Source organism: Sphaerotilus sp., assembly GCF_034519685.1.
Classification (GTDB): Bacteria; Pseudomonadota; Gammaproteobacteria; order Burkholderiales; family Burkholderiaceae_C; genus Sphaerotilus.
Window position 1 is genome coordinate 2,179,784 of the sequence record NZ_JAXHOF010000006.1, and the last position, 14,838, is coordinate 2,194,621.

13 protein-coding genes and 1 pseudogene are annotated in these 14,838 nt (G+C 69.8%); 4 read left to right on the forward strand and 10 right to left on the reverse strand.

What is annotated here, in order from left to right:
• Positions 1–34: 34 nt before the first annotated feature.
• The 4 genes from U5O44_RS20830 to aptA all read right to left on the reverse strand — a co-directional run bounded on the left by U5O44_RS20830 (position 35) and on the right by aptA (position 5,130).
• Positions 35–1,399, reverse strand: a complete 1,365-nt coding sequence (locus U5O44_RS20830; RefSeq protein WP_322590295.1) for a glutamine synthetase family protein — start codon at positions 1,397–1,399, stop codon at positions 35–37.
• A gap of 102 nt (positions 1,400–1,501) precedes the next feature.
• Positions 1,502–2,284: a gamma-glutamyl-gamma-aminobutyrate hydrolase family protein gene (locus tag U5O44_RS20835; RefSeq protein ID WP_322590296.1), complete on the reverse strand. Its 783-nt coding sequence runs from the start codon at positions 2,282–2,284 to the stop codon at positions 1,502–1,504.
• Positions 2,285–2,386: 102 nt separating this feature from the next.
• Positions 2,387–3,703, reverse strand: a complete 1,317-nt coding sequence (locus U5O44_RS20840; RefSeq protein ID WP_322590548.1) for an NAD(P)/FAD-dependent oxidoreductase — start codon at positions 3,701–3,703, stop codon at positions 2,387–2,389.
• A 104-nt stretch (positions 3,704–3,807) separates the two neighbouring features.
• Positions 3,808–5,130, reverse strand: a complete 1,323-nt coding sequence (gene aptA, locus U5O44_RS20845) for an omega-aminotransferase AptA (RefSeq protein ID WP_322590297.1) — start codon at positions 5,128–5,130, stop codon at positions 3,808–3,810.
• Positions 5,131–5,268: 138 nt separating this feature from the next.
• Here aptA and U5O44_RS20850 point away from each other — a divergent pair, with 138 nt between their 5' ends.
• Positions 5,269–5,748, forward strand: coding sequence for an Lrp/AsnC family transcriptional regulator (locus U5O44_RS20850; protein ID WP_322590298.1), 480 nt, complete (start codon positions 5,269–5,271; stop codon positions 5,746–5,748).
• 2 nt (positions 5,749–5,750) lie between these two features.
• A complete protein-coding gene (locus tag U5O44_RS20855; RefSeq protein WP_322590299.1) occupies positions 5,751–6,404 on the forward strand; it encodes an ABC transporter ATP-binding protein in 654 nt (217 codons plus the stop codon).
• Between the two features lie 128 nt (positions 6,405–6,532).
• Here the strand turns inward: U5O44_RS20855 and U5O44_RS20860 are convergent.
• A pseudogene (locus tag U5O44_RS20860) lies at positions 6,533–7,000 on the reverse strand (GNAT family N-acetyltransferase); the annotation flags it as partial.
• 104 nt (positions 7,001–7,104) lie between these two features.
• Here U5O44_RS20860 and U5O44_RS20865 point away from each other — a divergent pair.
• Positions 7,105–8,823 carry a putative bifunctional diguanylate cyclase/phosphodiesterase gene (locus U5O44_RS20865; protein ID WP_322590300.1) on the forward strand — a complete coding sequence of 573 codons (1,719 nt, stop codon included), beginning with the start codon at positions 7,105–7,107 and terminating at the stop codon, positions 8,821–8,823.
• Between the two features lie 3 nt (positions 8,824–8,826).
• On the opposite strand, the gene U5O44_RS20870 is transcribed toward U5O44_RS20865, so the two are convergent.
• The 4 genes from U5O44_RS20870 to U5O44_RS20885 are packed head-to-tail and all read right to left on the reverse strand — an operon-like array spanning position 8,827 to position 12,109.
• Positions 8,827–9,327, reverse strand: a complete 501-nt coding sequence (locus U5O44_RS20870) for a DUF1499 domain-containing protein (protein ID WP_322590301.1) — start codon at positions 9,325–9,327, stop codon at positions 8,827–8,829.
• Complete coding sequence (locus U5O44_RS20875; RefSeq protein WP_322590302.1) at positions 9,324–9,656, reverse strand: DUF2322 family protein; 333 nt, start codon at positions 9,654–9,656, stop codon at positions 9,324–9,326. The genes U5O44_RS20870 and U5O44_RS20875 overlap by 4 nt, the downstream gene beginning before the upstream one ends.
• Positions 9,657–9,678: 22 nt before the next feature.
• The gene (locus U5O44_RS20880; protein WP_322590303.1) at positions 9,679–10,560 is read right to left on the reverse strand and encodes a HEAT repeat domain-containing protein; all 882 of its coding nucleotides are present in this window, start codon (positions 10,558–10,560) and stop codon (positions 9,679–9,681) included.
• Positions 10,544–12,109 (reverse strand): lysyl oxidase family protein, encoded by a 1,566-nt coding sequence (locus U5O44_RS20885; RefSeq protein WP_322590304.1) that lies wholly within the window; start codon positions 12,107–12,109, stop codon positions 10,544–10,546. The genes U5O44_RS20880 and U5O44_RS20885 overlap by 17 nt, the downstream gene beginning before the upstream one ends.
• 153 nt (positions 12,110–12,262) lie before the next feature.
• Here U5O44_RS20885 and U5O44_RS20890 point away from each other — a divergent pair, with 153 nt between their 5' ends.
• Positions 12,263–14,068 carry an MbnP family protein gene (locus tag U5O44_RS20890; RefSeq protein WP_322590305.1) on the forward strand — a complete coding sequence of 602 codons (1,806 nt, stop codon included), beginning with the start codon at positions 12,263–12,265 and terminating at the stop codon, positions 14,066–14,068.
• Here U5O44_RS20890 and U5O44_RS20895 read toward each other — a convergent pair.
• Positions 14,025–14,777, reverse strand: a complete 753-nt coding sequence (locus U5O44_RS20895) for a sulfite exporter TauE/SafE family protein (RefSeq protein ID WP_322590306.1) — start codon at positions 14,775–14,777, stop codon at positions 14,025–14,027. The two genes, U5O44_RS20890 and U5O44_RS20895, sit on opposite strands and share 44 nt — an antisense overlap.
• Between the last annotated feature and the right edge of the window lie 61 nt (positions 14,778–14,838).

Here is a 14,838-nt window from a genome sequence, read left to right on the forward strand (position 1 = left end):
CTTTCTTGATTCTTGAATGGGGAGTCGAGTCGGTTCAGACGTGCAGCAGCAGGTGCTCGCGCTCCCACGGCGAGATCACCTTCATGAACTCGGCGTACTCGATTTCCTTGATCTCGGTGTAGACGGTGACAAACGCTTCGCCGAGCACCTCGGCCAGCGCCTTCTCGCCGCGCAGCTTCTCCAGCGCTTCGCCCAGGCTGCGGGGCAACTGGTAGTCGCCGAGGTAGGCGTCGCCCTTGCATTCGGGCGTCGGCTCGATCTGGTTCTTCATGCCCAGGTAGCCGCAGGCCAGCGTCGCCGCCAGCGCCACATACGGGTTGGCATCCGCGCCGATCACGCGGTTCTCGATCCGCCGCGCCGCCGGACCGGCCACCGGCGAGCGGATGCCGACCGTGCGGTTGTCGGTGCCCCACTGGATGTTGATCGGCGCGGCCGTGAAGCGCGACAGGCGGCGGTAGCTGTTGACGTACGGCGCAAACAGCGCCATCGCCGACGGGATGTACTTCTGCAGCCCGCCGATGTACCAGTAGAACGCCTTGCTCGCCGTGCCGTCCGGGTTGCTGAAGAGGTTCTTGCCATCCGGGCCGAGGATGCTCTGGTGGATGTGCATCGCGCTGCCCGGCTCGCCGGCGATCGGCTTGGCCATGAAGGTGGCGAACATGTTGTGGCGCATCGCGGCTTCGCGCAGCGTGCGCTTGAAGAAGAAGACCTCGTCGGCGAGCTGCAGCGGGTGGTCGTGGAAGAAGTTGATCTCCATCTGTCCGGCGCCGATCTCGTGGATCAGCGTGTCCACGTTCAGCTCCATCTTCTCGCAGTAGGAATACACGTCCTCGAACAGCGGGTCGAACTCGTTCACGGCGTCGATCGAGTACGCCTGGCGCGAGGTCTCGGCGCGGCCGCTGCGGCCGATCGGCGGCTTCAGCGGCATGTCGGGGTCGGAGTTGCGCGCCACGAGGTAGAACTCCAGCTCCGGCGCGACCACCGGTTTCCAGCCCTCGGCGTCGAACAGGTCGCACACCCGGCGCAGCACCGAGCGTGGCGCGAACGGCACCATCTTGCCGTCCTTGTCGTAGCAGTCGTGGATGACCTGCGCGGTCGGGTCGGTCGCCCACGGCACGATGCGCACCGTCGCCGGGTCGGGGCGCAGGTGCATGTCGCGGTCGGTGGGGTTGATGACGTCGTAGTACGGGCCTTCCTCGGGGAATTCGCCCGTCACGCCCATCGCGACCACCGCTTCGGGCAGCCGCATGCCGCGGTCTTCGGTGAACTTCTGGCGGGGCAGGATCTTGCCGCGGGCCACGCCGGTCAGGTCGGGCACGAGGCATTCGATCTCGGTCACGCGGTGTTCGTTGAGCCAGTGTTCGAGGTCGCTGAAATTGAAGTGTTCACGCTTGTTCATGGTCGGGTCCGTGCAGTTCACTGAGCGCGGGCGGCGCCAAGCGCAACGCCCGTCATCGTTGCCGGGCGTCGTGTCAGCAGATGCGCCCGGGGGAGGGACGGCTCAGGGGCTCGGTGGGCGGTGCAGGTCGCGGTAGTCCTGGCACGCTGCGCCAAAGGCGCGCAGCATCGCCATGGAGACCGGGTTGTCAGCCGCCTGCCACTCCGGATGCCATTGGACGCCGAGCACGAAACCACGGCCGTCCGCTGTGGAAAACGCCTCGACCAGACCGTCGGGCGCCAGCGCCTCGACACGCAGCCCGTCGGCCAGGCGGTGGACGCCCTGGCCGTGGACACTGTTGACCCGCACGTCGGCGGCGCCCAGCACCCGGGCGAGCACGCCGCCGGGCTGGACATGGACCGGGTGCGCGAGCCCGTACTGCACTTCGACCGGGTCGTCGCCGCGGGCGCGGTGGTCGTGCAGCCCGGGGACTTCCTGCACGGCCTGGTGCAGCGTGCCGCCGAGTGCGACATTGGTTTCCTGGAAGCCGCGGCAGATCGCCAGCAGCGGCATGCCGCGGGCGATCACCTTCGGGATCAGCGGCAGCGTCCACGCATCGCGCACCGGGTCGAGCGGCAGCGTGGTGTCGTGGACGGTTTCGCCGAAGTGGCTCGGGTGGACGTTGGACGGCGAGCCGGTCAGCAGCACCCCATCGGCCAGGTCCAGCAGCGTGTCGAGTTCGTCGGGGGTGGCCGACGGCACGACCAGCGGCAGGGCGCCGGCCAGCCGCACGGCGTCGAGGTATTTCTTGCCGGCGATGTGGAAGGGATGCTGTCCGAGCATCCGGTTGCAGGCCGGGACGAGCACCACCGGGGGCCTCGGCAGGGGAGTGAGCGCTTGGGTCATTGGAAATGAAACCATTGCATGCAGTGTGCCAGCACCACTTTGGTGCTGGCCAGCGGGTTCCCCCTGAGGCCGGGGCGCAGAGGGAGGCGGCTCATCGTGCACTCACAGCAGGTCTCTCAGCCGGTACCAGAGCATCCCCAGCACCAGCGACGGCGTGCGCAGCCGCTCGCCGCCCGGGAAGGGGCGATGGCGCAAGCGGCTGAAGACATCGAAGCGTCCGGCATCACCGCAGATCGCCTCCGCGACGAGCTTGCCGGCCAGCCCGGTCAGTGCCAGCCCGTGGCCGGAGAAGCCCTGCAGCAGGTAGATCGGCGCGCTGGCCGCCCCGTCGGCGGGCAGGCGCAAAAATTCGGGAGCCCGGTTCATCGTGATGTCGACGAAGCCGCCCCAGGCATGGGTGATCGGGGTGTGCGCCAGGCTCGGGAAGGTGCGCGCGACATGGCTGCGCATCCGGGCGGCGAGGTTGGGGGGCGTCACGGTGCTGTAGCTGACCTTGCCGCCGTAGAGGAGGCGCTGGTCGGCGGTGGGGCGGAAGTAGTCGAGCGAGAAGTTGTTGTCGCACACGGCGGCCCGGGTCGGCAGCAGCGCGTCCATCCTCTCGGGCTGCAGCGGCTCGGTCACGGCAACGTAGGTGCCCACGGGCATGATGCGGGCACCGGGTGACGCGGGCAGTCCGGCGATGCCGGGCAGGTGCACATTGCCCGCGAGCAGTACCTGGTCGGCCATCACCTGGCCCTGTGCCGTGCGCAGCAGCGTGACGCTGCGGTGGCGCTCCAGTGCGGTGACCCGGCTGGATTCGTGCATCCGCACGCCGTTCTGCCAGACCGCGTTGGCCAGCCCGAGCGTGTATTTCAGCGGATGCAGGTGGCCGCTGCGGCGGTCGTAGACGCCACTGTCGAAGCGGGGGCTGCGGATGTGCAGCGGCAGCGCGGCCTTGTCCAGCCACTGCTGGCGGTAGTCGTAGACCTCGGCCATGCGGTCGACCCAGGCCCGCAGTGCGCGGGTTTTCCGGGCATTGACGGCCACGGTCAAAGCGCCGGATTGCCAGTCGCAGGCGATGCGGTGCCGGTCGCGGCGGGCATGGATGAGAGTCAGCGCCTCGACGGTCATGGCCCAGACACGGCGCGCGTCCCCCAGGCCCAGCTGCGCTTCGATCTCGGCCATGTCGCAGGCCAGACCGGGCAGCGCCTGTCCGCCATTGCGACCGGATGCCGCCCAGCCCAGCTGATGGCCCTCCAGCACCACCACCGAGCGCCCCCGCTGCGCCAGCTCCAGCGCCGCCGACAATCCCGCCAGCCCGCCGCCCACCACGGCCACCTCGGCCCGCACCTCGCCCTGCAGCGGCGGATGCACCGGGGGGCGTGTCACGCCTTCGGCGTACCAGGACTGCCGGGACAGGGCCAGATCGGTCTGCAACAGCGAGCGGTTCAGGCGGGCCTCCGCAGGAAGTGGTGTCAGTCCATTGTGGACGAGCTTGCCAGGAATGTCACACGGCCCTCACCGCAGACCCTCGCCGCCGCCGCTCACGCCACGCGCCGGATCGCCGCCGCCACGGTCTCGGCGATCTGCCCGATCTGCTCGGCCGAGATGATGAGCGGCGGCGACAGCGCGATGGTGTCGCCGGTGGTGCGGATCATCACGCCGTGCGCGAAGCAGTCGAGGAAGACGTCGAAGGCCCGCTTGCCCGGCTCGCCCGGACGCGGCGCGAGTTCGATGCCGCCGACCAGTCCGAAGTTGCGGATGTCGACGACGTGCGGCAGCCCACGCAGGCCGTGCAGCGCCGCGGCGAAGGTGTCGGCCATCGTCGCCGCACGGGTCAGCAGGCCCTCGTCGGCATAGGTCGCCAGCGTGCCCAGCCCGGCGGCGCAGGCCAGCGGGTGCGCCGAGTAGGTGTAGCCGTGGAAGAACTCGATCAGGTGCGCCGGGCCGTGCATGAAGGTGTCGTGGATCGCCTGCTGCACGAACACCGCGCCCATCGGCACGGCGCCGTTGGTGATGCCCTTGGCGGCGGTGATCATGTCCGGCACGACGCCGAAGGTCTGCGAGGCAAACGGCTGGCCGGTGCGGCCGAAGCCGGTGATGACCTCGTCGAAGATCAGCAGGATGCCGTGCTGGTCGCAGATCTGGCGCAGGCGCTGCAGGTAGCCCTGCGGCGGGATGAGCACGCCGGTCGAGCCCGCGATCGGCTCGACGATGACGGCGGCGATGGTCGAGGCGTCGTGCAGCGCGACCAGGCGTTCGAGGTCGTCGGCGAGGTCGGCGCCGTGTTCCGGCTGACCGACGCTGAAGGCGTTGCGGGCGGGGTCGTGGGTGTGGCGCAGGTGGTCCACGCCGGACAGCAGCGTGCCGAACATCTTGCGGTTGGTGACGATGCCGCCGACCGAGATGCCGCCGAAGTTGACGCCGTGGTAGCCGCGTTCACGGCCGATCAGCCGGGTGCGGCTGCCCTCGCCGCGGGCGCGGTGGTAGGCCAGCGCCATCTTCAGCGCCGTCTCGACCGACTCCGAGCCGGAGTTGGTGAAGAACACGCGGTTCAGCCCGGCCGGAGTGAGCCTGGCCAGTTCGTCGGCGAGTTCGAACGCCTTCGGGTGGCCCATCTGGAAGGGCGGCGCGTAGTCCATCTCAGCCGCCTGCTGCTGGATGGCCTGCACGATCTTCGGGCGCGCGTGCCCCGCGTTGACGCACCAGAGTCCGGCCACGCCGTCGAGGATCTGGCGGCCGTCGTCGGTCCAGTAATGCATGCCCTCGGCGCGGATCAGCAGGCGCGGCGCCTGCTTGAACTGGCGGTTGGCCGTGAAGGGCATCCAGTAGGCGTCGAGGCGGGGGTCGTGGTCGGGTGTGGACATGGTGTGAACCGGATGAAGAGGCGGTGGCGGGAGGCCTCCAGTCTAGGCAGGGCGCCACGCAACAGGGTTGCCATTTGCGGGCGTTTGGTGCCTGGAGGCGCTCTAGAATTGCGTGTATCGAGACTTCAGGACAACCCCATGTCTGCTTCTTCCGCTGTGGTGCAACTCGACACCACCGACCGCGCCTTGTTGCGCCAGTTGCAGGCCGATGCCCGGCTGTCGAACATCGAGCTGGCGCAGCAGGTGCATCTGTCGCCGTCGGCCTGCCTGCGTCGGGTGCGGCGGCTGGAGGAGAGTGGCGTCATCGCCCGTTATGTCGCGCTGCTCGACCCGCGCGCGGTCGGGCAGGCCGGCACCTCGTACACGATCGTCAACGTCGAGCGCACGACCCCTGAAGCGCTGCGCCGCTTCGAGGACGCCGTGCGGCAGGAGCCGGCGATCCTCGACTGCGCCTATGTGGCCGGCAGCAGCGACTACCTGATCCGCTTCACCTACCACGACGCCGACGACCTGGAGCGTTTCCACGCCGAGGTGCTGACGCGGCTGCCGGGGGTGCTGCGGTCGAACTCGATGCTGGTGCTGCGCACGGTCAAGAAGACCACCGCGCTGGAGGTATGACGATGGCCAAGACCATGCTCGATGCAGGACTGCAGGTCGAATGCCTGCGCTTCCATTTCCCGCACCACGCGCTGTTCACCGACTGGTCGGCGCAGTTCGGCCCCGGCCTGGGCCTGGTGCGTGGTGGCGATGGCAGCGGCAAGTCGACGCTGCTGCGGCTGCTGGCCGGGGCGCTGGCGCCACAGGCGGGGCGGCTGGTGCTGAATGGCGCCGATCTGGCGCGGCACCCGCTGGCCTACCGGGCGCAGGTCTTCTGGTGCGATCCTGCGGACGAGGCGCTGGACGGGTTGGGGGCGCGGGACTATCTGGCGCTGCGCCAGTCGCAGCATCCGGGCTGGGATGCTGCGGTGCTGGCCGAGGATCTGGAGGGGCTGGGTCTTGTGCCGCACCTGGACAAGCCGCTCTACGCGCTGTCCACCGGCACGCGGCGCAAGCTGCGGCTGGCGGCCGGGCTGGCCAGCGGGGCACCGCTGACGCTGTTCGACGATCCGCTGGCGGCGCTGGACCTGCGCTCGGCGGACTATGTGCTCGACAGGCTGGACGACTGTGCCGAGGCGGGCGACCGGGTGGTCATCGTCGCCCACCATGCGGCGCTGGACGGTGTGCCGCTGGCGACACTGGTCGACCTGCCCGGCGAGGGCTCGGCGTCCTCATAGGCGACGAAGGCCTGGCCGCGCCGCTGGTGCATCCAGGTCGCGCGGTCCACCTCGAACACCATTGACGGACGCGCCGCACCCGACTCGCTGTCGCGCAAGGCCTCGCCGCGCAGGTGCAGGCCGACCTGCTCCATAAGCTGCTGCGAGGCGCGGTTGTCGGTCGAGCTGATGCCGATCAGCCGCTCCACTCCTGGCTGCTGGAAGGCGGCGTCCACGCACATCCGGCCCAGTTCCAGGCTGATGCGCCCGTGCCAGTAGCGGGCGTGGGTCCACAGGCCCATCTCCAGCGTGTCCTGCGCTTCACCGGCACCCGCCGGCTGGAAGCGGAACAGGGAAACCCAGGCGCCGGTCTCCTTCAGTACGGCTGAAACCGAGGCCATCTTGCCGGTACGGGTCGCTTCAACGACCGCTTCCACCCGTCGATATACCTCCCATTCACTGCCCGGCTGGTCCCAGAGCAGGTGCTCGTTGAAGGCCGGGTGCCGGGTGGCGTCGAACAACGGCCAGGTGTCGGACAGGCACACCGGGCGCAGTGCCAGACGCCTGCTGTAGACCGAGGTCAGGCGTGCGGTCAGGTCATGGAAATCGGTCGGCATGGGGTGAACAACTCGGCAGGTTGAGAACACGCCCGGGTTCTACACCAGGGGGCGCCGGGGGGCGCCGCGTGGGATGTGCCGGACTTGTGCAGGAGCTGCAATTGATGAAATCGAATCGGCATTTGTGTGATTTTGTATCTACGGGGTGCCGGCTGACCCAACTTCTGGAGGGTGTGGGCGAGTCGATCGTCCATGTCGATGCGCAGTGGGTGGTGCAGTACGCCAACGACGTCTACCTGCGCGGCATGGGGCTGCGCGCCGAGCAGGTGATCGGCAAGACGCCCTTCGACTACCACCCGGGCTTCCGCCGCTCGATCTTCTTCGAGACCATCGAGGCCTGCCGCCGTGACGGCCAGCCGCGCATGGCCATCGGCTATTCCACCGCGGTGCAGCGCTGGCTGATGGTGCGTGTCTACCCGCACGAGGGCGGGATGATGTCGCTGGCCAATGACGCGACCGAGTCGGTGGTGCGCCAGTTCCAGCTCGCCCAGGAGGCCCTGCGCGATCCGCTGACCCGCGTCGGCAACCAGCGCGCGATGGAGCAGGACATCGGTGCCCTGACCGAGCGCAGCGCAGCCTTCTCGCTGGTGCTGTTCGGCCTGCGGCGCTTCAACACGATCAACGACTCGCTTGGCCATTCGCAGGGTGACCTGGCGCTGATGGAAATCGCCTCGCGCCTGCAGTCCGTGACACGCGACCAGGAGCACCTCTACCGCCTCAACGGGGTCGAGTTCGTGCTGCTCACGCCGGCGGTCGGTGCGGTGCTGCACGAGCGGATCGCCGTGCTGGCTGCGCGCCTGGGCGAGACCGTGTCCATGCGGGGCCAGCACTTTCGACTGGGCGCTGCGTTCGGCGTGGTCAGCTCGCCCGACCACGGCGATGCGCCGGAGGGTTTGCTGCGGCGCGCGGCACTGGCCTTGCGCTCGGCCAAGCGGGCCTCGGCCGAGCCGGTCGTGCTCTTCGATGACCGGCTGGAGTTGGCGGGTCGCCTGCGGGCGGCGCTGGAGGGCGATTTCCGCTCCGCCCTGCAGCGCCACGGCGACAGCGATGGCCTGTCCCTCGCGCTGCAGCCCAAGGGCCGCCTGAAGGACGGCCATGTGGTCGGCGCCGAGGCCCTGATCCGCTGGCGCCACGCCGAACGCGGGCCGCTGTCGCCCGCCGACTTTCTTCCCATGGCGCAGGAATGCGGCCTGATGGTCGAGCTGGACCGCTGGGTGCTGGACGAGGCCCTGCGGCTGCAGCGCAACCTGATGAACCTGGGCCACCAGCTGCCGGTGAGCATCAACCTGTCGGTGGAGGGACTGGCCGATGTGCAGCTGGCCGGCAACGTCTCGGCGGCGCTGCTGCGCTGGGGTGTGCCGGCGACGCTGCTGGAGATCGAGATCCCGGAAGGGGCGCTGATGCGCGATGTGGTGGTCAGCGGGCGGGTGCTGGCGGAGCTGTCGGCGCTGGGCGTGCGCATCAGCATCGACGACTTCGGCACCGGCTACTCGTCGTTCGCCTATCTGGCGCGGTTTCCGGTCAGCACATTGAAGATCGACCGTTCCTTCGTGCGCGACATGTGCACCCAGGTGGCCAGCAAGACCATCGTGCGCAGCCTGGTGGGGCTGGCACACGCGCTGTCGATGGACGTGGTGGCCGAGGGGGCCGAGACCGAGGCCGAGATGACCCTGCTGCGCCGCATGCACTGCGACATGGTGCAGGGCTTCGGCTATGGCCGACCGCTGCCCTTCGATACCTTCGTCTCCTTCGTCAGCCAGCGCACGGCAGGCAGTGCCCATGGCCGTGTCGGCGAGACGGCCCCGAACCCGTTCGTGATCTGAGCCTCAGCGCGGCAACCGGCTGGGCGCGGCCAGGTAGGCGGCGCGCACGGCCTCGATGCGCGCCCGGTTCACGCCGAAGTCTTCACGCCCGAGGCGGCTGGCGCTGCGCACCTCCACCACCCCCGCGGCCGGATCGACCCAGAACTCCACATCGTCCACGAAGCGCAGCCAGCGGGTCTGTGCCTGGGCGTACAGGTAGTCCGGGCGCTGCTCGACGAGGGTGACGCCGGGCATGTCCCGCAGTACGGCCGCCAGTGTCTGGAGGGCGGCCTCGGCATTCCGGTCGTGCAAGGGCAGCGGCTCGACTGCGGCATAGGCGCGCTGCGGATGGTCGGGGTACAGCCGGGCCTGGCTGCTCACGCTGTTGCGGGTCAGTGACGGGGGTTTGAGCCGACCGTTCGTGACGCCCAGGTCACCTGGGCGCTGGCCGTTCAGCAGGCCGAGGCGGGCGCCGGTCAGCACCGCCACCACGACACCGATCAGGACGAGGAGGAGTTTCTTCACGGGTGGGGGCTTTCCTGCGGGAGGGGGCGGACCTGCAGTGGCCCGAGCGTGCCTGCGGCGATGGCCAGCAGCCGGTCGATGTTCGGGTGCTTGCCGGGGAAGGCGCGGGCGTCGGCGGTGTGTTCGGCGTAGAGGGCCAGCCCGTCCTGCGCCGCCGCCGCGTCGACCATGCCGTGTCGGGCTGCGAGGGCGTGGTAGACGGCGACCGAGCCGGCCTGGCCCGGCCGGTTGTCGAGCGTGGCGACGACGACACCGGCCGAGTCGAGCAGTTGCAGGCCGGCCAGGTGCTGGATGCCGGGCAGGGTCTTGAGCGTTTCGGAGAAGTTCATCCCGAAAATTCTAGTCCCAGGCTCAGGGCCGAAGCTGCGCCTCGGCGAGGCTGGCGATCCGGCCCAGGTGCGGACGCACGCTGGGGTCGATCTGCTCGTGGCCCTTGCTGCCAGCGGCCGCTGCGCGGATCAGCTCCACGCCCTGTCGGGTGCGCACGCGCTCCATCGCCATCAGCGCCAGGTCGAGGTTGTCGGTGCGGGTCTGCTGCAACAGGTGGTCGACGCTGTCCATCGTGCCGACGCTGGCGAGGCCGTAGAGCGCGGACATGGTGACCGGTGACCGCCGCTCGCCCGTGTCGGTCGCGATGACGCGGGTCAGCCCGTCGAGCGCCGCGGGATGCGACACCCCTTCGAGCACCTGCAGCACCCGGCCGCGCTGTTCGGGGGGGAGGCTGCCATATGCGCGGGCCAGGTCTTGCACCACGGCGCTGTCGGCGGTGCGGACCAGTGCGGCGATGGCCACCCGCTCGACCGCCGGGTCCGTGGTCCGCAGCAGAGCGTCCAGGAAGGCGGGGGCCTGGGCGGGCGTGGCGGTCGCGGCGAGGTGCTGGCCCACGGCGATGGCGCCGTCCCCTGGGGGCAGCGCCGTCAGCCGGTCGAGTTCGTGGGCCATTTCCCGCGCGGCGGCGGACAGTGGCGCACGCGGCGTGGTGCCGAGCCGATGGCCCGTGCCGCTGGCGTTGGCGTTGGTGCTGCCGACATCCTGCGTGGCGCCGAGACTGCCGGTGCCCGGACCGGCGGCCGGGCTGGCGAGCTGGCCGAGCGGCATCTGCTCGGAGCCCCGGGGAAGGGCGGCGTCGGGTGCCTGCAGGAACCAGATGCTGCCGGCCAGGGCCATCGCCAGGCCGAGGGCAATGCCGACCGCCAGCAGTGGCGCGCCGCGGGGTTCACGGGATGTTGACATTCAGGCGTCCGATGTTGTTGGTTTCGTCGACTTCGTCGATCACGTTCATCGGGTCCATGGTGATCTCCAGCACGTAGGCGCCTGACGGCACCCCCGTGATGTCGATCCACTGGCCCGAGAGGTTGGAGCTGTACACGTCCGCCCAGCCAGCCTGGATGCCCTGGTGGCTGCAGGTGTAGCGGGCCGAGGGATTGGCTCCGGTGTCGATGCGGGTGATGTCCATCAGGCAGAAGCCCACCTTCTTGCCGTTGCGCACCACGGCGCCCGTGCTGTCGAGCAGCCGGTACTGGGCGAAGCTGCGGAAGTGGTAGTGGCCGTGGCAGGCGCCCCACTCGAACATGCTGCTGTTGGCGGGATTGCCCAGCAGCAGGTCGGCCGTGCCGATGTTGCGGGTCTGGGTGTTGAAGCGCAGCAGCTTGTGGGTGCCGGCGGTGATGGTGCCTTCCTCGATCTCGCAGGCATTCGCCGCGAAGGTTTCCGTGGTGATGCGCGGATTGGCCGAGGCCATCGAGACCACGATGTCCGGCTTGCCGGCCGTGACCGTGCCGACGTGGCTGGCCTTGAGCGTCGCGCCCGTGTACGCCCGGTAGCCGTGCAGCATCACGAAGTAGTCGCCGGCCCGGGGAGTGTTGACCGTGACCGTTTCGGCATTGCCGCCCAGGTAGGGGCGCTGGTCGTAGACGCTGGTGGTGGCGAGCTGGCCGTATTTCACGTAAAGGTCGGCATCCCCCGTGCCGCCGGACAGGGCGATGGTGACGCTGCTGACCCCGCTGGGGACGGCGAACTTGAAGTTGGACGTGCTGCCCGCGGCGCCGGCCAGGTTGCTGACCGGCGTGTTGTTGGTCAGCGGCTGCAGCGGGTTGTTGATCGTGTAGGCGCCAGCGGCCACGGGACTGGTGGTGAGGCCCGTGGCGAAGGCGGCGGCGTTGATCTGCGTGGTGGCGGTCACCAGGATCGGGGCGGTGTAGACCTCGGAGCCGGTGGTGGGGGGGGTGCCGTTGAGGGTGTAGCGGATCACGGCGTCCGGTGTCGGCGACGACAGGCTCACGCTGGTCTGGCCCGAATAGCTGCCCGGAACCGGGCTGAACACCGGCTTCGCCGCCACGGTGGTCACGCTGCCAGCGCCACCGGTGTACGTCGCCTTGAGCGTCACGCCGCTGTAGGCCCGGTAGCCCCGCAGCATCACGTACCAGGTGCCCGCGGCGGGGTTGGTCACCGACACCGTCTCGTTCGAGCTGGACAGGTAGGGCCGGTAGTCCCAGGCGGTCGTGGTGGGCAGCGCGCCTTGCTTGACGTACAGGTCGCAATCGCCCGAAGTGCCGGTGATCGCGAAGCTTGCTGCGGTGACCCCGGCGGGCAGGGTGAAGGAATAGTAGCGCTGGCTCTGGTGGGCGTCGGTGATGGGACCGACGCTGGTGCCGTTGCCCAGGACCTGGGGAGCTGCAGCGGTCTGGGCGGCAACGGGGACAGGCGACAGGGTGCCGATGGCCAGGGCGGTGATGCTGATCTGCAGCAGCCGGGTGGCCCATGCGGAGGTCGGGAAATTCATGAAGCCTCACCAATTTATAGTTGACCTTCAAATGTTACCTGTTGTTAATAACGTAATCAAATGAGTAAATTCGCCGCAGATCAGTTATGCGTTTTTGATCGATTTGGCCGTTTCAGGCGGACTTGCTGGGGGATTGCGCGGCTGGTGGCCCTGGTGTCGTGGGTATTGCCGGGGTTGTCTGCCGTGGCGTGGGCGGCGCCTGCGGTCGAGTTGCGGGTCACGGCGTCCGGTCAGCCGCTCGCGATGAACCGTCCGGGCCAGCTTGCCGACCGGCGCGGCCGCGCACTGACGGTGACGCGGCTGGACCTGTTGCTGTCGGGCCTGAGCCTGCAGCGACCGGATGGCACCTGGACCGACCCGGCCGGCTGGCACGGTTTCTTCCGCGCCGAGCAGCCGCTGCGGCGCGAGCCAGCGTCCGGCATCGCGCCCGGGACGTACATCGCCGCGCGTTTCGCCGTGGGCGTGCAGCCCCAGGCCAACCACGCCGACCCGAACCGGCTGGGGCCGCACGACCCGCTGCACCCAGTCGTCAACGGCCTGCACTGGGGCTGGACCGGCGGCTACATCTTCCTGGCGCTCGAAGGCCACTGGCCCTATGACCACGCCGCAGCAGGGCGCACCGGCGGCTACTCGTACCACCTGGCCGGCGACGAGAACCTGGTCACCGTCACCTTGCCGGGCAAGCTGCGCGTGCTGCCGGATACGGTGCTGGCCCTGCAGTTCGACGCTACCCGGCTGCTCGCCGGGGTGGACATCGCCCGTGATGGCGACTCGACACACTCGCGCCAGCAGGATCCGGCGGTGCGCTCGATCAAGGCGGCGCTGCGGCGGGCGTTCACGCTCCGGACGCACTCCGCCACGCCCGGCCAGTCCGTCACCGGCAGCGCACCGCGCGGGCGCTCCGGCGCAGGTCCGGCGCCCTACGCCTGGTCCGTCGGGGCGCACATGCCCTCGGTGGCACTGCCGGCCGACAACCTGCCGACGGTGGACGGTGTGGCGCTCGGCCAGCGGCTGTTCCACGACAAGCGGCTGTCACGCGATGGCTCCGTGAGCTGCGCGTCCTGCCATGACCCGGCGCGTGCCTTTGCCGACCCGGGCAAGGCGGTGAGCACGGGCGTCGGCGGGCGCCAGGGCACGCGCAACGCCATGCCGCTGTTCAACCTGGCGTGGGCGCCATCGCTGCTCTGGGACGGGCGCGCACCGACACTGCGCCAGCAGGCGGTCGGGCCGATCGAGCACCCGCACGAGATGGCGGAAACCCTGCCGCGTGTCGTCGCCAGGCTCAACGCGGACGCCGACCTGCGCGCGCACTTCAGGCGCGCGCTGGGCGGTCCGGTCACGGCGGCGCGCATCGGGCTAGCGCTGGAGCAGTACCTGCTGACGCTGGTGTCGCAGGACTCGACGTTCGACCGTGCGATGCAGGGCGGCGAGCCGCTGACGCCGTTGGAAAAACGCGGCTTCGAGCTGTTCCTCACCGAGCATGACCCCCGGCTCGGCCTGCGTGGCGCGGACTGTTTCCATTGCCACGGCGGCGCACTGTTCACGAACCAGCAGTTCATGCACAACGGCCTGCGTCAGCGCCTGACCCAGCCCGACACCGGACGGGGTCAGGTGACCGGGGAGTCGGCGGACCGCTTCAAGTTCCGAACCCCCAGCCTGCGCAACGTCGCGGTCACGGCCCCCTACATGCACGACGGTCGCTTCCGGACGCTGGAGGAGGTCGTCGAGCACTACGACCGCGGTGTCGAGCGCCACCCCAACCTGGACCCCAACCTGGCCAAGCACCCGCCGCAGGGCCTGCAGCTGTCGCGGGAGGACAAGGCGGCGCTGGTGGCCTTCCTGAAGACGCTGACCGATCCGGCCTTCCTGCCGGCGGCAGCCGGAGCGTCCGGGGCGCCGATGGCACCCGATGCGGTCAGCCCCGGGCGAAAAACGCCGCCGCCATCACCACCCCGGTGACCACCACCACCGCCCGCACGCCGGCGGCCGGCAGGCGGCGCGCCAGCCGCGCCCCGGCGAATCCGCCCAGCGTGGCCGCGACCATCATCACCAGCGCCTGCGGCCAGGCGATGGCACCCGCCCAGGCAAAGGCCGCCACCGACAGCAGCGACAGCACCAGCGAGTTGAGGTTCTTCAGCGCGTTGGCGGTGTGCACCCGGGATTCACCCGTCAGCGTGTAGAGCGCCATCAGCAGGATGCCGAGTCCGCCGTTGAAATACCCGCCGTAGACCGCCACCGCCAGCAGCCCGAGCGACTGCGCCAGCGGATGGAACTCGCCCGCCCCGCGCCGCTGGCGCGCTGCCAGCAGCCGTGGCCCGAGCGCGAACAGGACCGTGGCGAACAGCAGCAGCCATGGCACCACCGCCGAGAACACCTTGGCCGGCGTCACCAGCAGCAGCAGCGCACCGCCCACGCCGCCCACTGCACAGAGCAGGCCTTCGCGCACCAGCCGCTCCCGGGGCAGCGCGGACAGCTCGGCCCGGAACCCCAGCGCGCTGCCCAGGTAGCCCGGGCTCACCGCCACCGCGCTGGTCGCGTTCGCGACGATCGGCGGCAGGCCGGTGAAGACCAGCGCGGGGAAGGTCAGGAAGCTGCCGCCGCCCGCGATGGCATTGAGGGTGCCGGCGGCGAAGGCCGCGGCGATGAGCAAGATCCAGTGCTGCAGCATGAGCGCGATGTCCGGGTGGCCGGTGGCGACGGCCGAAAGGGAATGCCGGCCCGCAGTGTCG